The 23,851-nt window shown below is 69.1% G+C and carries 20 protein-coding genes and 1 pseudogene; 12 read left to right on the top strand and 9 right to left on the bottom strand.

All coding sequences use genetic code 11. The features are described from left to right. Positions 1-216 precede the first annotated feature (216 nt). The 5 genes from LAJ50_RS06420 (at position 217) to LAJ50_RS06400 (ending at position 7,973) form a co-directional block, all read left to right on the top strand. A complete protein-coding gene (locus tag LAJ50_RS06420; RefSeq protein ID WP_138654510.1) occupies positions 217-2,685 on the top strand; it encodes a penicillin-binding protein 1A in 2,469 nt (822 codons plus the stop codon). Positions 2,686-2,802: 117 nt separating this feature from the next. Beyond that, positions 2,803-3,462 carry a hypothetical protein gene (locus LAJ50_RS06415; protein ID WP_130551672.1) on the top strand — a complete coding sequence of 220 codons (660 nt, stop codon included), beginning with the start codon at positions 2,803-2,805 and terminating at the stop codon, positions 3,460-3,462. 88 nt (positions 3,463-3,550) lie between these two features. Next, on the top strand, positions 3,551-5,155 hold the full coding sequence (locus tag LAJ50_RS06410; RefSeq protein WP_138654512.1) for a peptide chain release factor 3: 1,605 nt from the start codon (positions 3,551-3,553) through the stop codon (positions 5,153-5,155). A 108-nt stretch (positions 5,156-5,263) separates the two neighbouring features. Beyond that, complete coding sequence (locus LAJ50_RS06405; RefSeq protein WP_130551670.1) at positions 5,264-5,932, top strand: hemolysin III family protein; 669 nt, start codon at positions 5,264-5,266, stop codon at positions 5,930-5,932. Positions 5,933-6,008: 76 nt separating this feature from the next. Then, the gene (locus LAJ50_RS06400) at positions 6,009-7,973 is read left to right on the top strand and encodes an AsmA family protein (protein ID WP_130551669.1); all 1,965 of its coding nucleotides are present in this window, start codon (positions 6,009-6,011) and stop codon (positions 7,971-7,973) included. 133 nt (positions 7,974-8,106) lie between these two features. On the opposite strand, the gene LAJ50_RS06395 is transcribed toward LAJ50_RS06400, so the two are convergent. Together LAJ50_RS06395 and mtgA are read right to left on the bottom strand one after the other, a co-directional pair. Beyond that, positions 8,107-9,096 (bottom strand): glycosyltransferase family 2 protein, encoded by a 990-nt coding sequence (locus LAJ50_RS06395; RefSeq protein ID WP_130551668.1) that lies wholly within the window; start codon positions 9,094-9,096, stop codon positions 8,107-8,109. Positions 9,097-9,098: 2 nt separating this feature from the next. Continuing rightward, the gene (mtgA, locus tag LAJ50_RS06390) at positions 9,099-9,839 is read right to left on the bottom strand and encodes a monofunctional biosynthetic peptidoglycan transglycosylase (RefSeq protein WP_138654514.1); all 741 of its coding nucleotides are present in this window, start codon (positions 9,837-9,839) and stop codon (positions 9,099-9,101) included. Positions 9,840-10,022: 183 nt separating this feature from the next. Here mtgA and LAJ50_RS06385 point away from each other — a divergent pair. Then, positions 10,023-10,823, top strand: a pseudogene (locus LAJ50_RS06385) (Hsp33 family molecular chaperone HslO); the annotation flags it as partial. Between the two features lie 188 nt (positions 10,824-11,011). Beyond that, positions 11,012-11,869 (top strand): hypothetical protein, encoded by an 858-nt coding sequence (locus LAJ50_RS06380; RefSeq protein ID WP_130551665.1) that lies wholly within the window; start codon positions 11,012-11,014, stop codon positions 11,867-11,869. 152 nt (positions 11,870-12,021) lie between these two features. Here LAJ50_RS06380 and LAJ50_RS06375 read toward each other — a convergent pair whose 3' ends face one another. Genes LAJ50_RS06375 through LAJ50_RS06360 form a run of 4 tightly spaced genes read right to left on the bottom strand, consistent with a single transcriptional unit; the run spans position 12,022 to position 14,683 of the window. Then, positions 12,022-12,912: a DUF4097 family beta strand repeat-containing protein gene (locus tag LAJ50_RS06375; protein ID WP_138654516.1), complete on the bottom strand. Its 891-nt coding sequence runs from the start codon at positions 12,910-12,912 to the stop codon at positions 12,022-12,024. A gap of 11 nt (positions 12,913-12,923) precedes the next feature. Next, the gene (locus LAJ50_RS06370) at positions 12,924-13,454 is read right to left on the bottom strand and encodes a hypothetical protein (protein ID WP_138654518.1); all 531 of its coding nucleotides are present in this window, start codon (positions 13,452-13,454) and stop codon (positions 12,924-12,926) included. Continuing rightward, positions 13,451-14,035: a sigma-70 family RNA polymerase sigma factor gene (locus LAJ50_RS06365; protein ID WP_130551662.1), complete on the bottom strand. Its 585-nt coding sequence runs from the start codon at positions 14,033-14,035 to the stop codon at positions 13,451-13,453. The genes LAJ50_RS06370 and LAJ50_RS06365 overlap by 4 nt, the downstream gene beginning before the upstream one ends. Before the next feature lie 48 nt (positions 14,036-14,083). Beyond that, positions 14,084-14,683: a TetR/AcrR family transcriptional regulator gene (locus tag LAJ50_RS06360; RefSeq protein WP_130551661.1), complete on the bottom strand. Its 600-nt coding sequence runs from the start codon at positions 14,681-14,683 to the stop codon at positions 14,084-14,086. 203 nt (positions 14,684-14,886) lie between these two features. Here LAJ50_RS06360 and LAJ50_RS06355 point away from each other — a divergent pair, with 203 nt between their 5' ends. From LAJ50_RS06355 to LAJ50_RS06345, 3 genes are all read left to right on the top strand, one after another. Next, positions 14,887-15,765, top strand: a complete 879-nt coding sequence (locus tag LAJ50_RS06355) for an alpha/beta hydrolase (RefSeq protein WP_130551910.1) — start codon at positions 14,887-14,889, stop codon at positions 15,763-15,765. Then, positions 15,762-18,236: an acyl-CoA dehydrogenase gene (locus LAJ50_RS06350; protein WP_130551660.1), complete on the top strand. Its 2,475-nt coding sequence runs from the start codon at positions 15,762-15,764 to the stop codon at positions 18,234-18,236. The genes LAJ50_RS06355 and LAJ50_RS06350 overlap by 4 nt, the downstream gene beginning before the upstream one ends. 73 nt (positions 18,237-18,309) lie before the next feature. Next, entirely contained in the window at positions 18,310-18,795 is a 486-nt protein-coding gene (locus tag LAJ50_RS06345; RefSeq protein ID WP_138654520.1) for a hotdog fold domain-containing protein, read from the top strand. Here the strand turns inward: LAJ50_RS06345 and LAJ50_RS06340 are convergent. From LAJ50_RS06340 to LAJ50_RS06330, 3 genes are all read right to left on the bottom strand, one after another. Next, positions 18,790-19,146, bottom strand: a complete 357-nt coding sequence (locus tag LAJ50_RS06340; protein ID WP_130551659.1) for a DUF1304 domain-containing protein — start codon at positions 19,144-19,146, stop codon at positions 18,790-18,792. The genes LAJ50_RS06345 and LAJ50_RS06340 overlap by 6 nt on opposite strands. 79 nt (positions 19,147-19,225) lie before the next feature. Next, a complete protein-coding gene (locus LAJ50_RS06335) occupies positions 19,226-20,608 on the bottom strand; it encodes an MFS transporter (RefSeq protein WP_130551658.1) in 1,383 nt (460 codons plus the stop codon). 21 nt (positions 20,609-20,629) lie between these two features. Continuing rightward, positions 20,630-21,526, bottom strand: a complete 897-nt coding sequence (locus tag LAJ50_RS06330) for a DMT family transporter (protein ID WP_130551657.1) — start codon at positions 21,524-21,526, stop codon at positions 20,630-20,632. Between LAJ50_RS06330 and LAJ50_RS06325 the strand changes: the two genes are divergently transcribed. After that, entirely contained in the window at positions 21,525-21,740 is a 216-nt protein-coding gene (locus tag LAJ50_RS06325; RefSeq protein WP_130551656.1) for a hypothetical protein, read from the top strand. The two genes, LAJ50_RS06330 and LAJ50_RS06325, sit on opposite strands and share 2 nt — an antisense overlap. Beyond that, on the top strand, positions 21,737-23,212 hold the full coding sequence (locus LAJ50_RS06320; protein ID WP_130551655.1) for a serine hydrolase domain-containing protein: 1,476 nt from the start codon (positions 21,737-21,739) through the stop codon (positions 23,210-23,212). Before LAJ50_RS06325 ends, LAJ50_RS06320 begins: the two co-directional genes overlap by 4 nt. Positions 23,213-23,851 lie beyond the last annotated feature (639 nt).

Below are 23,851 nucleotides of genomic sequence, written 5' to 3'. Positions count from 1 at the left end.
CCCCTTCCGACCGGAAAACCACAACGGGCTGGTTCAGCCAGCCATCACATTAGTAATGAATTTTTTACAACTTGCAAGAACCTGCGAGCGACCCGTGACGGTTGCCGCCTTTTTTAAGGAGTTGCCCCAAGTCCTTGTTTCCCCCAAGGAAGCCGGCCCCCGCTTCCGAGTCATCTATACTCCCGCGCCACCAATTGTGCAATCGGAAGCCTCCCGATGTCCCGTTTCCGCCGCCTGCTCCGCTGGGCGCTGCTCCTGTGCCTGGCCGGCGCCCTGGCCGGGGCGGTCATCCTAGGCTTTTTCTATTACTCCATCTCGTCGAAACTGCCATCGATCCAGTCGCTGCGGGATGTGCAGCTGCAGGAGCCGATGTACGTCTATGCCAATGACGGCAGCCTGATCGGAATCTTTGGCGAGACCCGCCGCTACCCGGTCGACATCAGCAAGGTGCCGGTCAACGTCCAACGTGCGTTCGTGGCGGCGGAGGACTCGAACTTCTACGAACATGGCGGCATCGACCCGACCGGCATCTCGCGCGCGGTCTGGCAGACGCTGACCAAGGACGGCCGCGTGGCCGGCGGCAGCACCATCACCCAGCAGGTCGCGCGCCAGTTCTTCCTGAGCAATGAGTACAGCTACACCCGCAAGCTGGCCGAGATGCTGCTGGCCATGCGCATCGAGCGGATGCTCACCAAGGACCAGATCCTAGAGCTGTACCTCAACAAGAGCTTCTTCGGCAACCGCTCCTATGGCGTGGCCGCGGCGGCCGAGTTCTATTACGGCAAGACGCTGGACCAGCTGACCCTGGGCGAGGCGGCCACGCTGGTCAGCTCGCTGAAGTTCCCCTCCAGCGGCAACCCGATCAGCAACCCGGTGCGCAACCACCAGCGCAGCGTCTACGTGATCGACCGGATGCTGGAAGATCACTACATCAGCGCCAGCGACGCCGCGGCGGCCAAGGCCGAGCCGCCGCACGCCGCCCCGCACGAGCGCCCGATCGACGTCTACGCGCCCTACGTGGCGGAGATGGTCCGCCAGGAGATGGTGTCCAGGTTCGGCGGCGAAGTGCTGGACAAGGGCTACCACGTCACCACCACGGTCGATCCGCTGCTGCAGCCGGCCGCCGACCAGGCGGTGCGCACGGGTCTGGCGACCTACGATCATCGCCACGGCTGGCGCGGCGCTGAGAAGCATTTCGAGGTGACCGGCGATGCCGATGCCGAATCGCTGGCGGCGCACCTGACCGGGATCGTGTCCGAGGGCGGGCTGGATCCGGTGATCGTCGCCTCCACCAGCGGCGACAGCGCCACGGTGGTGACCCGCGACGCGCAACAGATCGTGCTCGGCCCCAGCGCCAGCCGCTGGACCGGCAAGACACCCGGCCGGCTGCTGCAGCGCGGCGACCTGGTGCGCATCGGCGCCGAACGTAAGGACAAGGACGCCGAGGACAAGACCAGGCCCATGACCGAGGCCAAGCCCGAGTACGTCTACACGCTGGACCAGCTGCCGCAGGCGCAGTCGGCGCTGGTGTCGCTGGACGCCAACAGCGGCGCGATCCGCGCCCTGGTCGGCGGCTTCAGCTTCGCGGCGAACAAGTTCAACCGCGCCACACAGGCGCGGCGCCAGCCGGGCTCCAGCTTCAAGCCGTTCCTGTATTCGGCCGCGTTCGAGAAGGGCTTCAACCCGCTGTCGATCGTGCTGGACGCGCCGGTGGTGTTCCGCGACCGGCGCGGCCATGTCTGGCGTCCGGGCAACGACGACGGCAAGTTCGACGGCCCCATGCGCCTGCGCGAGGCGCTGGTGAAGTCCAAGAACCTGGTCTCGGTGCGGCTGCTGGATGCGATCGGCGTGGATTTCGCGCGCAAGTTCATCGCCCAGTTCGGCTTCGACGAGGCCGAGCTGCCGCCCAATCTGTCCATGGCGCTGGGCTCGGCCTCGCTGACGCCAATGTCGGTGGCGCGCGGCTATGCGGTGCTGGCCAACGGCGGCTCGCTGGTCACGCCCTGGCTGATCGACGAGGTCAAGGACCGCGACGGCAAGGTGGTGTTCAAGGAGAATCCGGCCGTGGCCTGCCGCAGCTGCGGCCGCCACGGCGCCAATGCCCCGGCACCCAGCCAGGTGGTGGACGGCTTCAACTTCGGCCCCGCCCAGGACCCGCAGGCCAAGGCCGAGCCGCTGGCCACCTCCAAGGCCGAGCCTGCCGACGAACAGGCGCCGCCGCCGGGCACCAACGTGGCGCCGCGCGCGATCGACGAACGCACGGCCTACCAGCTGGTCTCGATGATGCGCGACGTGGTCCAGCGCGGCACCGGCACCGCGGCGAAGGTGCTGGGGCGCGCCGACACCGCCGGCAAGACCGGTTCGACCAACGATCACCGCGACGCATGGTTCTCCGGCTTCGCCGGGCCCTATGTGACCACGGTGTGGGTCGGCAAGGACAACTTCCGCTCGCTGGGCTACCGCGAGTACGGCGGCAAGGCCGCGCTGCCGATCTGGATCGACTACATGCGCGTGGCCCTGAAGGACAAGCCGATCACGCCCAACGATCCGCCCGAAGGCATGGTCCAGGTCAGCCGCAACGGCGCGACCGAGTGGATCAAGGTCGAGGACCTGGAGCGCATGCAGGGCGAGGACAGCCTGCAGGATCAGAACGCGACCGACGAGGCGGCGTTCGACATCTTCTGAACCAGGTTTGAGCGCGGAGACAGCGGGAAGCGAACGAAGGTGAAGGCGCACGGCCAGTCACTTCCCACTCACTCCTCGCTGCTCCACACTCGAGCCTCAAAACCCGAGGGGTCCGCCATGCATCACGCTCGCCAGCACGCGCAGACCCAGACCGCCGAACGGCGCCGCCGCCTGGCCCACGAGGCCGCGCGGCTGATCGCCGAAAGCGGCATCCGTGACTACCGCCAGGCCAAGCTCAAGGCGGCCAGCCGGCTGGGCATCTCCGACGATGCCTCGCTGCCGCGCAACCGGGAGATCGAGGAGGCGCTGCGCGAGTACCAGCGCCTGTTCGCCGGCCCCGACCATGCCGGCCTGCTGCGGGCGCGACGCGAGGCGGCGCTGCAGGCGATGGAATTCTTCGCCGGCTTCGCCCCGCGCCTGGTCGGCCCGGTGCTGGACGGCACGGCCGACGCGCAGTCGCCGGTGCAGCTGCACCTGCACAGCGACGACGAGGAGGCGGTGGCGCGCTTCCTCGAGGACCACCGCATCCCGGCCGACGCGCGCGTGCGCCGGCTGCGCATGGACCGCCAGCGCACCGCCGACGTCACCGTCTGGGTCTTCGTCGCCGACGGGATCGGCTTCGACATCGCCGTGCTGCCGCGCCAGGCGCTGCGCCAGGCGCCGCTGTCGGTGGTGGACGAGGCGCCGATGGACCGCGCCTCGGCCACCCAGCTGGCCGCGCTGCTGGCGCGAGAGGAGATCGCCGGCTACGAGGGCCTGCCCGCATTCCCCGGGTAGGCCCTGGGCCGGCTGAAGCCGACCGGGCCGCCCCGTTATACTTGCCGGCTCCTTCGATTCCCTGCGCGCCCGCCCGGGCGCGACGACCATGTCCGATGTCTCCCGCGAAGCCGCGCGCCGCCGCACCTTCGCCATCATTTCCCATCCCGACGCCGGCAAGACCACGCTGACCGAGAAGCTGCTGCTGTTCGGCGGCGCGATCCAGATGGCCGGCAGCGTCAAGGGCCGCAAGGCCGCGCGCCATGCGACCTCGGACTGGATGGCGCTGGAAAAGGAGCGCGGCATCTCGGTCACCTCCTCGGTGATGCAGTTCCCCTACGAGGACAAGATCGTCAACCTGCTCGACACGCCGGGCCACGCCGACTTCGGCGAGGACACCTACCGCGTGCTGACCGCGGTGGACTCGGCGCTGATGGTCATCGACGTGGCCAAGGGCGTGGAGGAGCGCACGATCAAGCTGATGGAGGTGTGCCGCCTGCGCGACACGCCGATCATGACCTTCATCAACAAGCTCGATCGCGAAGGCAAGGACCCGATCGAGCTGCTGGACGAAGTGGAGACCGTGCTGGGCATCCAGTGCGCGCCGGTCACCTGGCCGATCGGCATGGGCCAACGCCTGAAGGGCGTGGTCCACCTGCTCACCGGCGAGGTGCACCTGTACGAACCCGGTCGCAACTTCACCCGCCAGGATTCGACCATCTTCGCCTCGCTCGATGCGCCGGGCCTGGCCGAGAAGATCGGCGAGAAGATGCTCGCCGACCTGCGCGAGGAGCTGGAACTGGTGCAGGGCGCCAGCCACGGCTTCGACCCGCAGGCGTACCTGGCCGGCCAGCAGACGCCGGTGTTCTTCGGCTCGGGCGTGAACAACTTCGGCGTGCAGCCACTGCTGGATTTCTTCGTCGAACACGCGCCCTCGCCGCAGCCGCGCGCCACCACCGGCCGCGAGGTCGAGCCCACCGAGAACAAGCTGACCGGCTTCGTGTTCAAGATCCAGGCGAACATGGATCCCCAGCACCGCGACCGCGTGGCGTTCATGCGCGTGTGCTCGGGCCGGTTCTCCGCCGGCATGAAGGCCTTCCACGTGCGCAGCGGCAAGGAGCAGAAGCTGGCCAATGCGCTGACCTTCATGGCCTCCGACCGCGAGATCGCGGCCGAGGCCTATCCGGGCGATGTCATCGGCATCCACAACCACGGCACGATCTCCATCGGCGACACCTTCACCGAAGGCGAGAGCCTGAGCTTCACCGGCATTCCCAACTTCGCCCCGGAACTGTTCCGCCGCGCGCGCCTGCGCGATCCGCTCAAGCTCAAGCAGCTGCAGAAGGGCCTGGCGCAGCTGAGCGAGGAAGGCGCCACGCAGTTCTTCCGCCCGCTGATGAGCAACGACCTGATCCTGGGGGCCGTGGGCGTGCTGCAGTTCGATGTGGTCGCCTATCGTCTGAAGGACGAGTACGGCGTCGATGCGATCTTCGAGCCGGTCGGCGTGACCACGGCGCGCTGGGTGCACTGCGACAACCCGAAGAAGCTGGAGGAGTTCCGCGAGAAGAACGCGATGAACCTCGGCATCGACGCCGCCGGCGAGCTGGTCTACCTGGCGCCGACCCGGGTCAACCTGCAGCTGGCGCAGGAACGCGCGCCGGACGTGCGCTTCTCGGCCACCCGCGAACACGCCCGCGCGCTGGATGCGGGCTGAGCCGCGCGCAGGCTCGCGTTCGGTTTTGCTGAATCCGTCCCGGTCAGCGTGCGTCGCCGCGACTGCTGCGACGCACCACGATCATCGCGGTGCGATAAAGTCCGCACCATGGCTCTGCAGGCGCATCCCGAGACCAACCTGCGTGACGAGATCGCCAGCGCCCTGACCCATGGGTTGGGCGCGGTGGCGGCGCTGGCCGGCGGCGCGGTGCTGATCACCCTGAGCGCGCTCTACGGCGACGCCTGGCAGCTGGGCACGGCGATCGTCTTCAGCAGCACCTTGCTGCTGCTCTACGTGGCCTCCACGCTGTACCACGCCATCCAGCACCCGATGGCCAAGGCGCGGCTGCAGATCTTCGACCACTGCGCGATCTATCTGCTGATCGCCGGCACCTACACGCCGTTCACGCTGATCGGGCTGCGCGGGCCATGGGGCTGGGGCCTGTTCGCGGCGATCTGGACCATCGCCGTGATCGGGGTGGTGTTCAAGCTGTTCTACACCGGCCGCTTCAAGCTGCTGTCGACCATCGTCTACGTGGTCATGGGCTGGCTGGTGGTGGTCGCGATCGAGCCGCTGCTCAAATCGGTCGATGCCTTCACGCTGGGCTGGCTGCTGGCCGGCGGTCTGTTCTACACGCTGGGCACCTACTTCTACCAGCGCGATTCGGTGCGCTATTTCCACGCGATCTGGCACCTGTTCGTCCTGGTCGGCAGCGTCTGCCACTTCATCGCCGTGACCGGTCAGGTGCTGGTGCCGCGCCTGCATCACGGCGGCTGACACCGCCCGCGCGCGTCCAGGCCGGCGGCGCGTTCTTCGCGGAACGTGAACACCCGGCTTGCCGATAGTAGGGCCCATGACGCCCGCCGAGACCCCGCCGCGCCCCTTCGTCCGCGCCCACCCCGTGCTGACGGCACTGGGGATCGTCGCAGTGCTGATCGTGCTGCTGATCATCTTCTGGGACTGGAACTGGTTCAAAGGGCCAGTCGAGCGCATGGTATCGGCCAAGACCGGGCGTGCCTTTCATATCGACGGCAACCTGGACGTGGACCTGGGCCGGATCAGCACCATCCGCGCCGACGGCCTGCGCCTCGCCAATGCGGACTGGGCGCTCGAGACCGCTCCGGAGATGGCGACCGTCCAGCGCCTGGAGCTGGACGTGGACGTGCCGCAGCTGCTGTTCCACCGCAGCGTGTCGCTGCCCGCGATCCGCATCACCCAGCCCGTCGTTGAGCTGCAGAATCGCACCACCGCGCAGGGCGGCGGCAACTGGAACTTCAAAAGCGACGAGCCGTCGCAGGACTCGGGCATGGACGTGCGCTTCGGCGCGGTGATCGTCGATGCGCTGCGCCTGCACTATCTCGATCCACCCAACAAGACCGACCTGCGCGTGCAGGCCAGCAGTGGCAAGGCAGATGCCCAGTACCGTGCGCCACCGATCGACTTGACCGGCGCAGGACGCTGGGGCGCCAACGCCTTCACCCTGAAGGGACGCATCCAGTCGCCGCTGGATCTCACGCAGAGCGAGCGCCCGTATCGCATCGACCTCAACGCCGCGGCGGGCGCCACCAGGGCGCATGCCCGCGGCACCCTGATCGATCCCCTGCATCTGGGCGGCTTCGACCTGCGCATGGCGCTGTCCGGCCAGGATCTGGCCGATCTTTACCCGCTGATCGGCGTGGCATTGCCGGAGACGCCGCCCTATGCGATCGACGGCACCCTGACCCGCGAGGGCAACGTCTGGCACTACGACCGGTTCGCCGGCAAGGTCGGCGACAGCGACCTGGGCGGCTCGGCAGCCGTCACCGTCGGCGGGCCGCGCCTGAAGCTCCAGGCGGACCTGGTCTCAAAGCGCCTGGACTTCGATGACCTGGCCGGTTTCGTCAACGCGCCATCCAAGGGCGGCTCGGACGAAACGCGCAGCGCGAAGCAGGAAGCGCAGGCCGCCAAGCTCGCCGCCAGTCCACGCGTGCTGCCGCAGGAGCACTACAACCTGTCCAAGCTGCGCTCGATGGATGCGGACGTGCGCCTGAAGGCGACCCGCATCAACGCCCCGAAGCTCCCGCTCGACGACATGGACGCACACCTGGTGCTCAACGATGGCCTGCTGCAGCTGCAGCCGCTGAACTTCGGCGTGGCCGGCGGCGAGCTCCGCTCCAACATCCGCATGGACGCACGCCAGCCCGTCATCCGCACCCGCGCGCAGATCGCGGTGCGCACGCTCAACCTGGGCCAGCTGTTCCCCAACGTCAAGCTGACGCAGGACGCGGTGGGTCGCATCGGCGGCGGCATCGACATCGACACCACCGGCAACTCGATCGCCGACATGGCGGCCAACGCCAACGGGCAGTTCGGCGTGGGCATGGGCAAAGGACATCTGCCGCAGCTGCTGGTCGAGCTGGCCGGCCTGGACGTGACGCAATCGCTGGGCTATCTGTTCGACCGCGACAAGCAGATCCCGATCCGCTGCGCGTTCGCCGACTTCGGCATCAAGGACGGCCTGATGCAGACCCGCGCGATGGCCTTCGACACCACCGACACGATCGTGCTCGGCGACGGCTCGATCAACCTCAAGGACGAATCGCTGGATCTGGTCCTGCGGCCCCGGCCAAAGGACCGCAGCATCCTGAGCTTCCGCACGCCACTGGACATCGGCGGCACCTTCAAGGATCCCTCGTTCCACCCGGACCTGAAGAAGCTGGGCCTGCGCGGCGCGGTGGCCCTGGCCCTGGGCAGCATCGCGCCTCCGGCCGCGCTGCTGGCGACCCTGGACCTGGGCGGTGGCGAGGATGCCAACTGCGGCGGCCAGTACGCCAAGTAACTCCCCAATCCGCTTGATCCCCTTGTCATTCCCGCGAACGCGGGAATCCATGGACTTCGACGCTCCCGAGTGCGGACAAGCTTCCGTCGCGGCCCGGATGACCGGCGTGGCGCCAGCCGTCCCGGCTCCGCGCTCAGTCAGGCGACGCCCGCTGAACATCCGCTGCCGCCGGCGCGAACACCTGCCGCGCCGGCAGCCACTGGTCGACCAGGTACAGCGGCCGCTGCTTGGATTCCTCGTATAGGCGGCCCAGGTACTCGCCGATCAGGCCCAGGGCGATCAGCTGGGTAGCGCCCAGGAACAGCATCACCGTCATCATGCTCGGCCAACCGGCGACCGGATCGCCGTGCAGCAGCGCGCGCGCCACGATGACCAAGGCAAAGACGAACGCCATCGCCGCCACCAGCAGGCCCAGATACGTCGCCACCCGCAACGGCGCGGTCGAGAAGCTGGTGATGCCCTCGAGGGCGAAGTTCCACAGTTTCCAGGCGCCGAACTTGCTGCGCCCGGCGATGCGCGCCTCGCGGTGGTAAGGCACGGCCAGCTGCGAATAGCCCACCCAGCCGAACAGGCCCTTCATGAAGCGATGGCGCTCGCGCAGCTGCCTGAGCGCGGCCAGCGCACGCGGCGACAGCAGGCGGAAATCGCCCGTATCGGCCGGGATCGGCGTCTTGGACAGGCGTCCGATCACCCGGTAGAAGCCGTGCGCGGTCAGGCGCTTGATCCAGGTTTCGCCGTCGCGCTCCACGCGCGTGCCGAACACGTTGTCGTGGCCCTCGCGCCAGGCGGCGACGAACTGCGGGATCAGCTCCGGTGGGTCCTGGCCGTCGGCATCGAGGATCAGCACCGCGCTGTCCTCGGCCACCTGGTCCAGGCCCGCGGTCAGCGCGGCCTCCTTGCCGAAGTTGCGCGACAGGCGCAGCAGTTCGACCAGCGGATCCTGCTCGGCCAGGCGCTGCATCACCGACCAGGTCGCATCGGTGCTGCCATCGTCGATGTACAGCACGCGCCCGGTGATGCCATCGAGCCGATCGAGCACCGCGCGCAGGCGCGGATGCAGGCGCGGCAGCGCTTCCTGTTCGTTGCGCGCGGCGACCACCACGGTCAGCAGGTCGAAAGCCATGGTCACTCCAGGGATTGAAGATAGGCGGTGCCGCCGAGCTGGCGGACCTGACGCTGGATCCAGCCGGCGCGCCGGGAGACGTAAGGCCCCGGACGCGCGGCATTGTAGGTGCGCGGCGCGGGCAGGACCGCCGCCAGCTGGGCCGCCTGCTGCGCGCTGAGCCGGGAGGCATCGGTGCCCCAGAAGCGGCGCGCCGCGGCCTGCGCGCCGTACACGCCATCGCCGAACTCGGCGATGTTGGCGTAGACCTCCAGGATCCGGCGCTTGGACCAGAACAACTCGATCAGCACCGTGTACCAGGCCTCGATGCCCTTGCGCACATAGCTGCGCCCGGACCACAGGAACAGATTCTTGGCCACCTGCTGGCTGATCGTGCTGGCGCCGCGCACGCGGCCGCCGCGTTCGTTGTGCGCGCGCGCTTTTTCGATGGCCTCCAGGTCGAAGCCATCGTGTTCGGCGAAACGCTGGTCCTCGGCGGCCACCATCGACAGCGGCAGCGCCGGCGCGATCCGCTCCAGGTCGCGCCATTCATTGGCCGGGTGGAAGCCCCATTCGCCCTCGCCCCAGGCCTCCAGCTGCCGCGACATCATGAACGCGGAGAACGGGGGATCCACGAAACGCAGCACCATCACCTGCAGCGCGGAGGCGGCGGCGATCAGGAACGGCAACGCCAGCAGCCAGCGCAACCAGCGACGGCGGCGGGACACGACAGGCTTGGGGTCGATGGCGGAAGTCCTCGGCAAGGGCGCGACGAAGCGCGATGATGTTACCCGTTCGCCCCCGCGTTCCCGCAGGCCAGGGCTGCACCCGGCTTGGAAACGGGCTCCGGCGACCGCATTGAGGAAGGCGCCAGGCGGCCCGCCTGCGCCATCGTTTCACTTCACCCCGGACCCGCCGTGACCGCACCTGCCGATACCACCACCGACCTGCGCACCCGCTTCCTGTTGCCGGAGGCCGGCGTGCGCGGCGTGGCCGTGCGCCTGCGTCACGCCTGGACCGACCTGCTCGAACCGGCCGACTATCCGCCGCACGCCCGCGACCTGCTCGGCCAGGCCGTCGCCGCCGTCGCGCTGTTCACCGGCCACGTCAAGATCGATGGGCGCCTGTCCGTGCAGCTGCGCGCCAACCGTGGCCTGCGCACGCTGTTCGCCGAATGCACGGCCGCCGGCACGGTGCGCGGCATCGTCCAGCTGGACGACGCCGAGGATGCGCCGGCCGACCTGACCGGCCTGGGCCAGGACGCCCTGCTGGCCATCACCATCGAGAACCCGGGCCTGGACCCGCGCCAGCCGCAGCGCTACCAGAGTCTGGTCGAACTGGGGGCGCCCACGCTCGACGCCGCGTTCGAAGGTTACTTCCGAAATTCCGAGCAGCTGCCGACGCGCCTGCTGCTGGCGGCCGACGGCGAGCGGATCGCCGGCCTGATGCTGCAGAAGCTGCCCGGCGACGAAGGCGATGCCGACGGCTGGAACCGCGCCGGCCTGCTGTTCGACACGCTCGGCCGCGACGAGCTGCTGGGGACCGCCTCCACGGCCCTGCTGCACCGGCTGTTCCATGAAGAATCGGTGTCGGTGCTGGACCAACGGCCGCTGCATTTCGGCTGCTCCTGCTCGCGCGAGCGCGTGGAGAGCATGCTGGTCTCGCTTGGGCGCGAGGAGGCCCAGGCTGCGGCCGAAACCGGCCAGGCGGAAGTCCGCTGCGAGTTCTGTGGACGGACCTACCTGTTCACGCCGGCCCAGATCGAGGCGCTGTTCGAGCCCGCGCCGCTGGTTGCGAGCGGCTCGGAACGGCTGCAATGAGCTGGAATCCGCCGCACGATTTCACGCCCCGCTGACTTGTTAAATAAACATAAATCAGTTAGCTTGACGACGCCTGGGCGGGAACTTCGTCCCGTTCTACCGGTCCAAGTCGAACCATGCGCCTGCGTACCTCTCGAACGCTGCTTGCCCTGATGCTCGCCGTCTCCACGGCGGGCTCGGGCGCGTTCGCACAGACGCGCGCCAATTCGGCCACGATGCTGCCGGTCTGGAACAGCAACGGCCAGGTCGAGGGGGCGCTGATCCTGGAACCCACCGACGAAGCCGCCGCAGGTGCCCGCTGGCGCATGGGCCGCAACACGCTCAGTGCGGCCTTCGGCTTGGACGCGGGCGAGTCGCTCGGGCTGCTGTGCAACAGCCGCAACGGCATCGGCAGCAGCATCAGCAGCCTGATCACCTATTGCAATGTCGCCCGGCTGGACGACGACGGCCAGAACAATGGCCAGCATCTCAGCGCCACCGCCAGTCTCAGCCGCCCCGGCGGCAAGGTCGGGCTGAGCGTGGGCAACGGCCACGACACCCTGCCCGCCTGGATGTCAGGCAGCGGCGGCGTGTCGCCGGGCCGCTTCGAGCAAAACGATCTGGCCGTGTTCGGCCAGAAGAACCTGGGGCGCGAAGGCTTCGTCACCATCGGCGGCACCGTGGCCCATGCCAAGCTGGTGCCCGCCTCCGAGCTGACCAGCATTCCCGACCAGTGGACCAGCAGAAGCCTCAGCCTCGGCGGCGGCTACGGCGCCTTCAGCGGCAGCATCATCGGCCGCGTCGTCGACGCACCGGGCCAGCCTGGCAAGTGGGAAGGCCTGGGCGTCGGCGTCACCTGGCGCACCCCCTGGAGCGGCCAGCTCACCGTCGGCGCCGAGAACATCGTCACCAGCGGCAAGAATCCCTTCGCGCCCAACTCCCCCATCGGCGACGACGGCACCGTGCCGTACGTGCGTTACGAGCAGGATCTGTAAGGGCCGCAGACGCGGCGCCAACGACGGCATCCGACAATGGCGCTTCGGCGCCATTTTGCTGTCTTGTGCAGGGCGAGCGCGGGATCAGCGCAACGCTTGAAGCAGAACGTCGATCGACCCGGCATTGCGGGTCGCTCGACGCGTGAGAGCCGTTACTCCAGCCGCAGCTCGGCGTTGCCGGAGAAGGTCTCCAGGGTGATCTCGCCCTCGCCGCTGCCATAGCGGGTGTCGAAGGAACGGCCGGGGCCGTATTCGGGCTTTTCGATCGTGGCGCCGGTCGCCTTGAGGCTGCCGCTGAAGGTCTCGCCGCTGACATGCGCGGACAGATCCTTCGGCGCGACCAGGAGTACGCCGCCGCTGACGCTGGACAGGGAGAGCTTGCCGTTGCGGGCCAGCGCGGTGGACACGCGGGTGCTGCCGCTGACGCTGTTGGTGGACAACTCGCGCAGGCGCTCTTCCTTGACCGATACCTGGATGCTGCCCGACACCGTCTCGACCTCGACTTCGCCGCTGAGCCTGCCGCGCAGGTCGACTGCGCCACTGACGGTCTGCACATCGACCTGGCCGCTGTTGACCGTGGCGGTGACCGAGCCGCTGACCGTATTGACCGAGACCTCGCGCGGGGCGGCCGCCACCTGCACGTCGCCGCTGACGCTGTTGATCGACAGCTCGTCGGAGGCCACGCCGGACACATCGATGTCGGCCGACACCGAATGCAGTTCCAGCGAGGCGCGCACCGGGACGGTCAACTGCAGGTCGGTCGGCCCCAGGGACTTGCCGCCCCAGCCGCCGTCCTTGGGATAGCGCACCTTGATGTCGAGCGAGCCGCCGCCATCGGCATCGATGTCCAGCTTTTCCACGCCGTCGCCCAGCGTGCCGCGCAGCTGGACCTCGTTGCGGTCCCAGGTGCGCACCTGGATGCGGCCCTTGAGGTTGTCCACCTCGACCTTGCCACGCGCATCCAGTGGCAATGTCTGGTTGATGGGCGTTCCGGCATGGGCGGCGATGCTGCCCAACAGGGCGAAAAAGATGAGGGATCGCATGGTCGGGGCCTTTAGCTCAGGGCCGCGCGGCGCGTCAGCGCCAGGCGGCGGTCATAGGTGTAACGCAGGGTCTGCAGCAGCTGTGCCGAACGCGGGTTGTGGTCGATCGCTTCCAGCACCTGGCTGGCGCTGCGATCCAGATCCTCCAGCGCGGGCTGCAGGGCGATGGGCATCGGCGCGCCCTGCATCCGCTCCAGCGCGATCTGGTAGTCGCGCGTCATGCGCACGGCCTCGGCCCGCAGCGGCGCGTGGCGGGGCGCCTGCGCCAACGATGGCGCTGGGGTCGGCGTCGGGGCATCGGCAACGCCCCCCGGCTGCAGGCGCCAGCCCATCACCGCCACCAGCGCCAGCGCGGCGGCCAGCGCGAAGGGCTGCCAGCGGCGCGTGCGGCGCGCGCTCGGCATCGTCCGCGCGGCCGGCTCGGCGGCGCTGCGCGGTTCCAGCCGTGCGGCGATGCCGGGCCAGAGGTCGCGCTCGGGCGGCGTGTCCTGGCGCAGGGTGCGCAGGGCGAAGCGGAGATCGTCGTCGTGTCGTTCGTTCATTGGTGTGCCTCCAGACGGACCCGCAGCAGCTGTCTGGCGCGGTGCAGCTGCGCCTTGGAACTGCCGACGGCCATGCCCAGTGATGCGGAGATTTCCTCGTGTTTCCAGCCTTCCACGTCGTGCAGGACCAGCACGGCGCGGGCGCGCGGCGGCAAGGTGGCGATCGCGCGCTCCAAGTCCATGCGCAGGGCCGGTCCCTGTTCGCGCGGGTCGAGCATCGCGACGTCGTCGCCGTCGACCTCCTCCTCCCAGCGCGGCCCCGCGCGCCGGCTGCGCAGTTCCATCAGCGCGGTGTTGACCGCCATGCGGTGCAGCCAGGTCGACAGCGCGCTCTCGAAGCGGAACTCCGGCAACGCGCGCCACACCCGCACGAAGGTCTCCTGGGTCAGGTCCTCGGCGCGGGCGCCATGGCCGCCGACCAGCCGCATGATCACGCCATGCACCTTGCCCACGTGGCGTCGATAGAGCTGTTCGAAGGCGCGGGTATCGCCGCTGGCGGCGGCACGCGCCTGTTCGACGTCCACTTCGGTGGCGTCGGTGGCGAGCGGGTCGGTGGCGAAGGTCACGGCCGAGGTCAGCATGCCAGTTCGGATGCGTGTCGCGGCGGGAAGGTTTAAGGCCGTCGCAAACTAATTGGGGATCAGCGCGGCGATCATGTGGTTGACGTAATCCTCGTACTCCTCGTGCTGCATGCGCGGCTGTTGCAGCTGCAGCGACAGCTGCAGGAAACCGACGTAGGCCGCATAGGCCAGGCGCGCGCGATGCTGGGCATCGGTGCGGCTCATGCCGGCCTGGCGGAACGAGGCGATCAGGTAGTCCAGGCGGCGCTGCGAGACGCGCTGGATGACCGGCGCCACCGCCGGATGGTCCAGCGCCTTGAGCAGCTCGCTATAGACAATGTGCGACTTGGCCTCGTGCGCGACCAGCAGGAACAGCTGCCGCAGGCGCTCGCGCGGGTCGGGCACGGCCTCCAGGCTGCCGAACACGCTCTCCTGCTCGACCATCTCCCAGCGCTCCAGTGCGGCCTGCAGCAGCGCATCGCGCGAAGGGAAATGCCAATAGAAGCTGCCCTTGGTCACGCCCAGGCGGCGCGCCAACGGCTCGACAGCCACCGCGGCCACGCCCTGCTCGGCGACCATGTCCAGCGCGGCCTGGGCCCAATCCTCGGCGCTCAGACGGGCCGAACGTGAGACGGGAACGGGGCGTGGCGAAGGCGCTGGCGTGTTCATTTCCGCATTTAACCATACGCATGAGCATGTAGCGGTATGTTTGCTGCACCGCACCAATTTCCGTAAATGAATCAAACGCTTGTATGGATTGACGGCACTCGAAAGACACCCCCATACTTGTGCGTATGGTTGACACCCGCCCTTCGCCTGAAGCCGCTGAATCGACCGCCCCGCGTGCGGTGGAGCTGGTCGGTGCCTGTGGCATGCGCCTGGCCGGCACGGCTTACCCGCCGCCGGCGGGCGCCCCCGCGGAGCAGGCGTCGGTGCTCTACACCCACGGCTTCGGTCAGACCCGCGGGGCCTGGCAGCGCACCGCCCTGCGGCTGGCCGCGCAGGGGCATGCGGGGCTGGCCTACGACGCGCGTGGCCACGGCGACTCGCAACGCAATCCGCAGGACGTGGGCTACGACGGCGCGCAGTTCGTCGACGACCTGATCATCGTGGCCGGCGAACAGGCCGAACCGCCGGTGCTGGTTGGCGCCTCCATGGGCGGCCTGTTCGGGCTGCTGGCCGAAAGCCGGTGGCCGGGGCTGTTCTCGGCCCTGGTGCTGGTGGACATCACCCCGCACTGGGACGAGGCGGGACTGGCGCGCGTGCTGCAGTTCGTCACCGCGTTTCCCGACGGCTTCGACTCGCTCGAGCATGCCGCCGACGTGGTGGCGCGTTACCTGCCGCACCGGCGGACCCGCAAGACGGCCGACGAGCTGGATGCGCTGATGCACGAAGGCCAGGATGGCCGCTGGCACTGGCACTGGGATCGCCGCCTGGTGGACGATCTGATCCGCGACAGTGCGCGCCACCAGGACGACATCGCCGCGGCCGCGCGCAACGTGCGCTGCCCGGTGCTGCTGATCAGCGGCGGGCGCAGCGAGCTGATCTCGGAGGACAACGTGCGCGCCTTCCAGGCGCTGGTGCCGCACGCGCAGCACATCCAGGTCGCGAACGTCGGTCATATGTTGGCCGGCGACGACAACGATGCATTCACCGCGGTGGTGCTCGACTACCTTGGCACGCTGTCGCGCGCCCGGCATACCCGCTCCTTCAACACCGCTTTCGATTCCGCTTCCGGAGCACGCTCATGAGCATCCTGGTCCCGTTCCTCGCCGTCCTGCTGGCTGGCGCGATCGCCGCCTATCACCGCATGCGCCTGGCCACGTGGGCCGCCATCAGCGCCTGCGCCCTGGTGGCCTGCTGGCTGCTCGGCGCCAACGCCACGGCTTGCGTGGTGGCCGCGGTCATCGTCGCGGCGATCGCGCTGCCGCTGCTGCTGCCGGCCTCGCGCAAGGCGCTGGTCAGCGCGCCGATGATGAAGTTCTTCCGCAAGGTGCTGCCGCCGCTGTCGCAGACCGAGCGCATCGCGCTGGAAACCGGCTCGGTGGGCTTCGAGGGCGAGCTGTTCACCGGCGACCCGGACTGGAACAAGCTGCTCAACTATCCCAAGCCGCAGCTCACCGCCGAGGAGCAGGCCTTCCTCGACGGCCCGGTGGAAGAGCTGTGCCGGATGGTCAACGACTGGGAGATCACCCACGTCCACGCCGACCTGCCGCCCGAGCTGTGGGACTTCATCAAGAAGAACAAGTTCTTCGGCATGATCATTCCCAAGCAGTATGGCGGCCTGGGCTTCTCGGCGCTGGCCCACCACAAGGTCATCCAGAAGCTGGCCTCCATCTCCAGCGTGGTCAGCTCCACCGTCGGCGTGCCCAACTCGCTGGGCCCGGGTGAGCTGCTCAACCATTACGGCACGCAGGAGCAGAAGGACTACTACCTGCCGCGCCTGGCCGTGGGCGAGGAAGTGCCGTGCTTCGGCCTGACCGGCCCGTTCGCCGGCTCCGATGCGACCTCCATCCCCGACTACGGCATCGTCTGCAAGGGCGAGTGGAACGGCGCCAACGTGCTTGGCCTGAAGCTCACCTTCGACAAGCGCTACATCACCCTGGCGCCGGTGGCCACGCTGATCGGCCTGGCCTTCCGCATGTACGACCCCGACGGCCTGCTCGGCGACACCAAGGACATCGGCATCACGCTGGCGCTGCTGCCGCGCGACACCGAGGGCGTGGAGATCGGCCGTCGCCACTTCCCGCTCAACTCGCCGTTCCAGAACGGCCCGATCCACGGCAAGGAAGTCTTCATTCCGCTCAGCCAGCTGATCGGTGGCGCCGACATGGCCGGCAAGGGCTGGAACATGCTCAACGAGTGCCTGGCCGTGGGCCGCTCGATCACCCTGCCCTCCACCGCCAGCGGCGGCGCCAAGGCCGGCGCGGTGGTCACCGGCGCCTATGCCCGCATCCGCAAGCAGTTCGGCCTGTCGGTCGGCCGCTTCGAGGGCGTTGAGGAAGCCCTGGCCCGCATCGGCGGCAAGGCCTACATCATCAGCGCGCTGTCGCAGGCCACGGCCGCGGCGGTGGATCGCGGCGACGTGCCCTCGGTCCCGTCGGCCATCGCCAAGTACCACTGCACCAGCATGAGCCGCGAGTGCATCGCCGACATGATGGATGTGATCGGCGGCAAGGGCATCATCCTGGGACCGCGCAACTTCGCCGGCCGCAGCTGGCAGGCCTCGCCGGTGGCGATCACCGTGGAAGGCGCCAACATCATGACCCGTAGCCTGCTGATCTTCGGCCAGGGCGCGATCCTGTGCCATCCGTGGGTGATGAAGGAAATGAAGGCCGCGCAGGATCCGGACCGCGCCGCGGGCCTGGATGCGTTCGACCGCAGCCTGTTCGGCCACATCGGCTTCGGCATCTCCAACGCGGTGCGTTCGTTCTGGTTCGGCCTGACCGCCTCGCGCATCGGCGCCGCCCCGGGCGATGCCTACACCAAGCGCTTCTTCCGCAAGCTGGACCGCTACTCGGCCAACCTGGCGCTGATGGCCGACATCTCGATGATGACCCTCGGCGGCAAGCTGAAGTTCAAGGAGTCGCTGTCCGGCCGCCTGGGCGATGTGCTCAGCCACATCTACATGACCAGCGCCATGCTCAAGCGCTACCACGACGAGGGCGCGCCGCAGGCCGAACAGCCGCTGCTGGCCTGGGCCTTCCACAACAGCGTGCACGAGATCGAGCTGGCGCTGTCGGCGGCGCTGCGCAACTTCCCGATCCGCCCCGTGGGCTGGCTGATGTGGGCGCTGATCTTCCCGTGGGGCCGCCGTGCCGAGGCGCCGGGCGACCGCCTGGGCCATCGCGTGGCCGCGCTGCTGATGGCGCCCAACGTCGCGCGCGATCAGCTGGCCCGCGGTGTGTTCCTGACCCCGTGCGAGAACAATCCCGGCGGCCGCATCGCCAGCTATCTGGCCAAGGCCGTGGCCGCCGAGCCGGTCGAGCGCAAGTTCATCAAGGCGCTCAAGACCAAGGGCATCGAGGCACTGGACTTCCCGGCGCAGCTGGACGAGGCGGTGCGCGAAGGCCTGATCACCGCCGAGGAGCGCGTGCAGCTGGAAGAGCTGCGTGCGATCACGATGGACACCATCAGCGTGGACGACTTCGACACCGAGGAACTGCGCTCGGCCGGCTACCGCCAGCAGGTGCGACAGGCCGACGCGCGCGAAGCCGCCTGAGTTCCCCGCGCCTTTTTCGTTGCCCACGACGGCGGACTTCGGTCCGCCGTCGTCTTGTCCGGAGTCACCTCACATGGCCGCACCTCTCCTGGCGTTGTATCGCCGCCTGCAGCGCTGGCCCGCCGGCGGTTGGCTGTTCGCGCGCGCGGTGTGCTTCAAGGCGCCCTACTTCGGCAGCATCGCCCCGCGCATCACGCTGCTGGACGTCGGCCGCTGTGAGGCGCGCATCGCCGACCGCCGCCGCGTGCACAACCACATCGGCACGGTGCATGCGATCGCCCTGTGCAACCTGGCCGAACTCACCGCCGGCCTGATGACCGACGCGAGCATCCCTGCCTCGATGCGCTGGATTCCCCAGGGCATGTCGGTGCGCTACTTGAAGAAGGCGGTCGGCCCGCAGCATGCGGTGGCCACACCGGCCGAGCCGGTGCGCGAAGCGACCGACGGTTACGCGCTGCCGGTGGACGTCGCCGTGCGCGATGCCGGTGGTGAAACCGTGTTCACCGCGCGGGTGGACATGTGGGTCTCGCCGAAACCGGCGCGCGCCCCGCGCTTATAGGCCGGCGAACAGGCAGACCAGCGCCAGCGCCGCAGGCGCGGCCTGGATCCACAGGATGCGCCGGCTCACCGTGGCCGCCCCGTAGGCGCCGGCCACCACCACGCAGGCCAGGAAGAACGCCACCACGCGCCCATCGCGTAGCCACAGCCCGCCCCACAGCAGACCGGCGGCGAGGAAGCCGTTGTAGAGCCCCTGGTTGGCCGCCAGCACACGCGTGGTCTGCGCCTTCTCCGGCGACATGCGGAAGGTCTTCAGGCCGAGCGGGCGGGTCCACAGCACCATCTCCAGCACCAGAAACCAGATGTGCAGCAGCGCGACCAGCACGGTCAGGACGAGGGCGACAGCAGGCATGGGTCCATCCGGTCGATGAGCAGGTGCGCAGTGTGCCGCGGACGCGATCGCTTGGCACGCGTTGGGGCGCCCAGCAGGGTCAGCGCGGCGCGGTGGGCTCGTCGATCCGTTCCACGCGCTTCCACAGGCGCCAGCCGATGCCGGCCGCGGCGAAGGCGGCCAGCGCGCTGATCGCGGCGAAGCCGCCGATGGTCATGCCGACCGACTTCAGCCCGTTCATGCCGGTGGCGATGGCCACATCGCCGAAGCGCCATACCGCGGTGTCCACCGCGTTCTGGCCCTTGTAGCGCACGTTGCGCGGCACGCGGGTGTAGAGGCTGTGGCGCGCCGGCTCGGCCATGCCGTAGGCCAGCCCACGGCTCACCACCAGCGCCAGCACGGTCGGCGCGACCGGGCCGATCAGCACCGGCAGCACGAACAGCGGCGCATGCGGATTGGACGAGAACACCACCAGCAGCAGCACCATGATGCTGATCACCGACCACAGCAGGATCAGCGTGCCGGGTCCGCGCCGCGGCAACAGCCAGCGGGTGATCGTCAGCTGCACGATCACCGTGAGCAGGTTGCCAGCCAGGTCCACGTCGGCGTGGAAGCGGGTGCGCGCCACCGCGTCGGCGAATGTCGCGCCGGAGTAATCGACGAGCAGCGCGTAGTTGACCGTGCCGATGCCGTCGGCCAGCAGCAGCAGGATCGCCATGCCGCGCATGAAGGGGTCGGCGAAGATCTGCTTCAGGCCATCCCACATGCTGCCGCCGAGCGCGGCCTCGTGCCCGTCTTCATGTCGGCGCGCGCCATGCGCGCTGGCCCAGCGGCCGAGCAGCACCACGCACACGGTCGCCACGCCCAGCAGCGCGGCCGACACCAGCAGCAGCGGCGCCACGCCGAGCAGTTGCACCAGCGAGCGCGTCAGCATCGGGCCGGCCAGCGCGCCCAGCGTGCCGGCGACGGCGATGATGGGAAACAGCCGCCGCGACTGCGCCAGGCTCCAGATGTCGGACATGAAGATCCAGAACACCGACACCACGAACAGATTGAACACGCTCACCCAGACGAAGAACACCATGCCCAGCATGCGCGGACTGAGCAGGCCCACCGAAGTGAAGGCCGGGATGAAAGCCAGCTGGCAGACGATGAAGAACACATAGACCAGCGGCACCAGCTTCCGCCTGGGCCAGCGCGAGGCCAGTCCGGCGAATACCGGCGTCAGCAGCAGGGTGGCGATGAAGGTCGCCAGGTAGAACCAGGGCAGCTGGGTCGAGCCGACCGCCGCGGACAGCTGCTCGCGGACCGGGCGCACCACGTAGTACGCGGCCAGCACGCAGAAGAAGCACAGGAAGGACAGCGCGAGCGCCCACCCTTCTCCCCCTTCGACCCGGTGGGGCTTGTGCGTGACCACGGGCGGCGACTCCGGCGCGTTCGATTGCCGCGCACGGTAGCCGATGCACTGCAACATCGCCAGCATGCCGGCGCACGGCGGCGAGGGCTAGCCCGCCGGCGGCTCCTCGCGCGTGGCCAGCCACACGCCGAGCGCGGCGCAGGCGAAGCCGGCCGCCTTGAGCCAGGTCAGGTGCTCGCCCAGGGTGAAGTGGCCGAACACCGCCGTCACCGGCGGCATCAGGAAGAACAGCGCCGCCACCCGCGTGGCCGCGCCGCGCCGGATCAGCAGGAACAGCAGCGCGAAGCCGCCGATCGAATTGACCAGCACCAGCCACGCCAGCGCGCCGTGGAAGGCCGCGCTGTCGTCGATGCGGAAGCCTTCCCGCGCGGCGAACGGCAGCAGCACCAGCGCGGCGGCCGCGTTCTGCACGGTCAGGCCCAGGCGCATGTCCAGGTGCGCGGCATGGCGTTTCTGGTACAGCGTGCCGGCGGTGATGCCGGCCAGGCCCAGCCCCAGCATCGCCCAGGCCTTCAGCGGCGTGGCCCCGTCGACGCGGTCGGCCACGACCAGGGCCACCCCGACCAGCCCCAGCGCCATGCCGAACCAGCGCCACGCGCCCAGCCGCTCGCTGCCGTCCAGCGTGGCCACCAGCGCCACCAGCAGCGGCATCGCGCCGATCACCAGGGCCGACACCCCGGCGTTGGCGCCCCACTGGAAGGCCACGTAGACCGCGCCGAAGTGCAGCGCCAGCATCAGCACGCCGGTCACCGCGCTGTGCAGCAGGTCCGCGCGCCGGCAGCGCCCTGCGCGCCCGACCAGCGCCAGCGCCGCGAACACGAGCGCGGCAATGCCGAAGCGCAGGACCAGCGAGGTCAGCGGCGCGGCGTGGACCACCACGACCTTGCCGGCGATGTACCCGGTGCACCACACCAGCACGAAGCCGATGCCCAGCAGCGCATCGCTGCTCGCGCGGGGTGTCGTGTCGGAGGCGGGCGCGGCCATGGAGGGCGATCATCGCCCGCGCCTTGCAGCGCCGTCATTACCGCTTTGGTCGCGCCACGAACACCTGAACAGGGAACCGGGCGAGCGCCGCGCGCTGTTCAAAAAGATCAAGCGGATGAACGAGATGGCCGGCCAATCTCGGGCCGTTTGTGCATTTCTCGACATGGGCGTTATGATCCAAAACACGCCGGATCACGCGGGCACTCGCACATGAAAAACCCCAGGGGACGCGCTCGCGCGCGATCGCTGACGACGACGTTGCTGGCCGCGCTGCTGCCGCTGGCCCTGTCCTCCACCGCGCAGACACCGACCCTGCCCGCCCAGCTGGCCACGGTCACCATGAGCGGCGCCGCCCAGGACGGGACGCAGGCCGACGCCTGGCGCGCGGCGCCGGCGCCTTATGAATCCCCGACCAAACCGTTGCCCTACCGCACCGCGCTGGCGCCCAGCGATGTGCGCCCGGTCGCCCCGGGATTCGATGTCGCCGCGTTCGAGGCCTTGGCCCAGGACCTGACCGTCGGCCAGCGCGTTCCCGGCCTGGCCATGGCCGTGGTCCAGAACGGCCGCATCGTCAGCGCCCGGGGCTATGGCGTGACCGATGTGCGCAACCCGCGCCCGATCGACGCGCACACGGTCTTCCGCCTGGCCTCGCTGTCCAAGGCCTTCGCCGGCACGATGGCCGGCCTGCTGGTCAACGACGGCGTCATCCGCTGGGACAGCAAGGTCGCCGACTACGTGCCCAGCTTCCGCCTGATCGATCCGGTCGCCACGCGCGAGGTCACCGTCGCCGACGTGCTCAGCCACCGCACCGGCCTGCGCTGGCACAACGCCTTCGACAACGACATCGAAGGCAACGCCGACTACTACACCGTGTCGCAGAAGCTGGCCACCGCGCCGCTGGGCTGCCGCCCGGGCCAGTGCTACGAGTACCAGAACGTCGCCTTCAGCCTGATCGGCGATGTGGTCTTCGCCGCCACCGGCAGCTTCTACGACCAGGCGGTGGATCGGCGGATCTTCAAGCCGCTGGGCATGAACGACGCCAGCATCGGCCTGGCGGGCATCGAGAACAGCCCGAGCTGGGCCAAGCCGCACGTGCGTGCGCGCAGCGGCTGGGCGTCGATCAATCCCAAGCCGACCTATTACCGTCTGGCCCCGGCGGCCGGCGTCAATGCCAGCGCCAGCGACATGGCGCAGTGGCTGCTCGCGCAGCTGGGCCATCGCCCGGACGTGCTGCCGGCGCCGCTGCTGGCCACGCTGCACGCGCCGCTGATCAGCACGCCGGGCGAGATGCGCGCCGGCTGGCGTGGTGCTCGCGTGGAGTCGGCCAGCTACGCGCTGGCCTGGCGCGTGCTGGATTACTCGGGTCAGCAGGTGGTGTTCCATGCCGGCGCGGTGGAGGGCTATCGCGGCCTGGTCGCGCTGGTGCCGGGGCGCGACTTCGGCGTGGCGATCCTGTGGAACAGCAACAGCCCGCTGCCGTCCGGCCTGCTGCCGACCGTGCTGGACACGGCGCTGGGTCTGTCGCCGCAGCGCTGGCTGGATACCGACATGGCCAAGCAGCTGCTGCTGGCGCAGACCAACGGGCATCCGCTGCCGCAGGCCATGCACGCCACTTCCGACGACAACGTCAGCGACGACGACGAGGCCGGCGCGGCTTCGAGCAAGGCGGTGGCTGCACCGCACTGAGCTCTCGCTCCTAATCTGGACGAAGGGAAACGCCGGGCATCGCCCGGCGTTTTTCATTGGGAGTCTACGTGCCTCAGTTGGAGGCGCCATGGCTTGGGCTGGCGCTGACAGGGCGCCGGGGGCGCCTGATGGGCGCAGGTGGTGGCGCTCGTACTGCTGCTCGGCGCAGCCGGGTCTGGTCGACCTCGTGCGGGTGTGACCGGTCAAGTGCGCGGTGGAGTGAAGACGAAGATGCTTGTATCGACCGAGGCGGTGCGGCGCATGAGCGCTGCGACTCCGGAGGGGCAGCGGTCCGGCGGGCAGTGGCCGCTTATCCCTCAATCAGGGCATCCTGCCCTGATTCGGGCGCTCGGCTCCTGCCTCGCTCGTCGCGGCCACGCCCGCCGGACCGCTGCCTCGCACGTTGAGCCAAACGACTTCAACCCGAAAGACGTCTCGACGCATCTGCGGCCAAGGCTGACTTGGCCGGGCGCTCTGTCTCAGGGTCGATAGAAATCCTGGTCCATGCGTCGCGAGACCTCGACCCGGTATGGCGCGCCGAGAGCAGGCCATGGATGGTGGACCGAGCCGAGGACCCGTGCCCGGTCGAGGCTGGCGGACGAAATGATTTTCGACTCCGCGCATGTCCTCGAGGGATTT

It is taken from the genome of Pseudoxanthomonas sp. X-1 (genome assembly GCF_020042665.1).
GTDB classification, from domain to species: Bacteria; Pseudomonadota; Gammaproteobacteria; order Xanthomonadales; family Xanthomonadaceae; genus Pseudoxanthomonas_A; species Pseudoxanthomonas_A spadix_A.
This window is presented reverse-complemented; position numbering and strand designations above follow the sequence as displayed.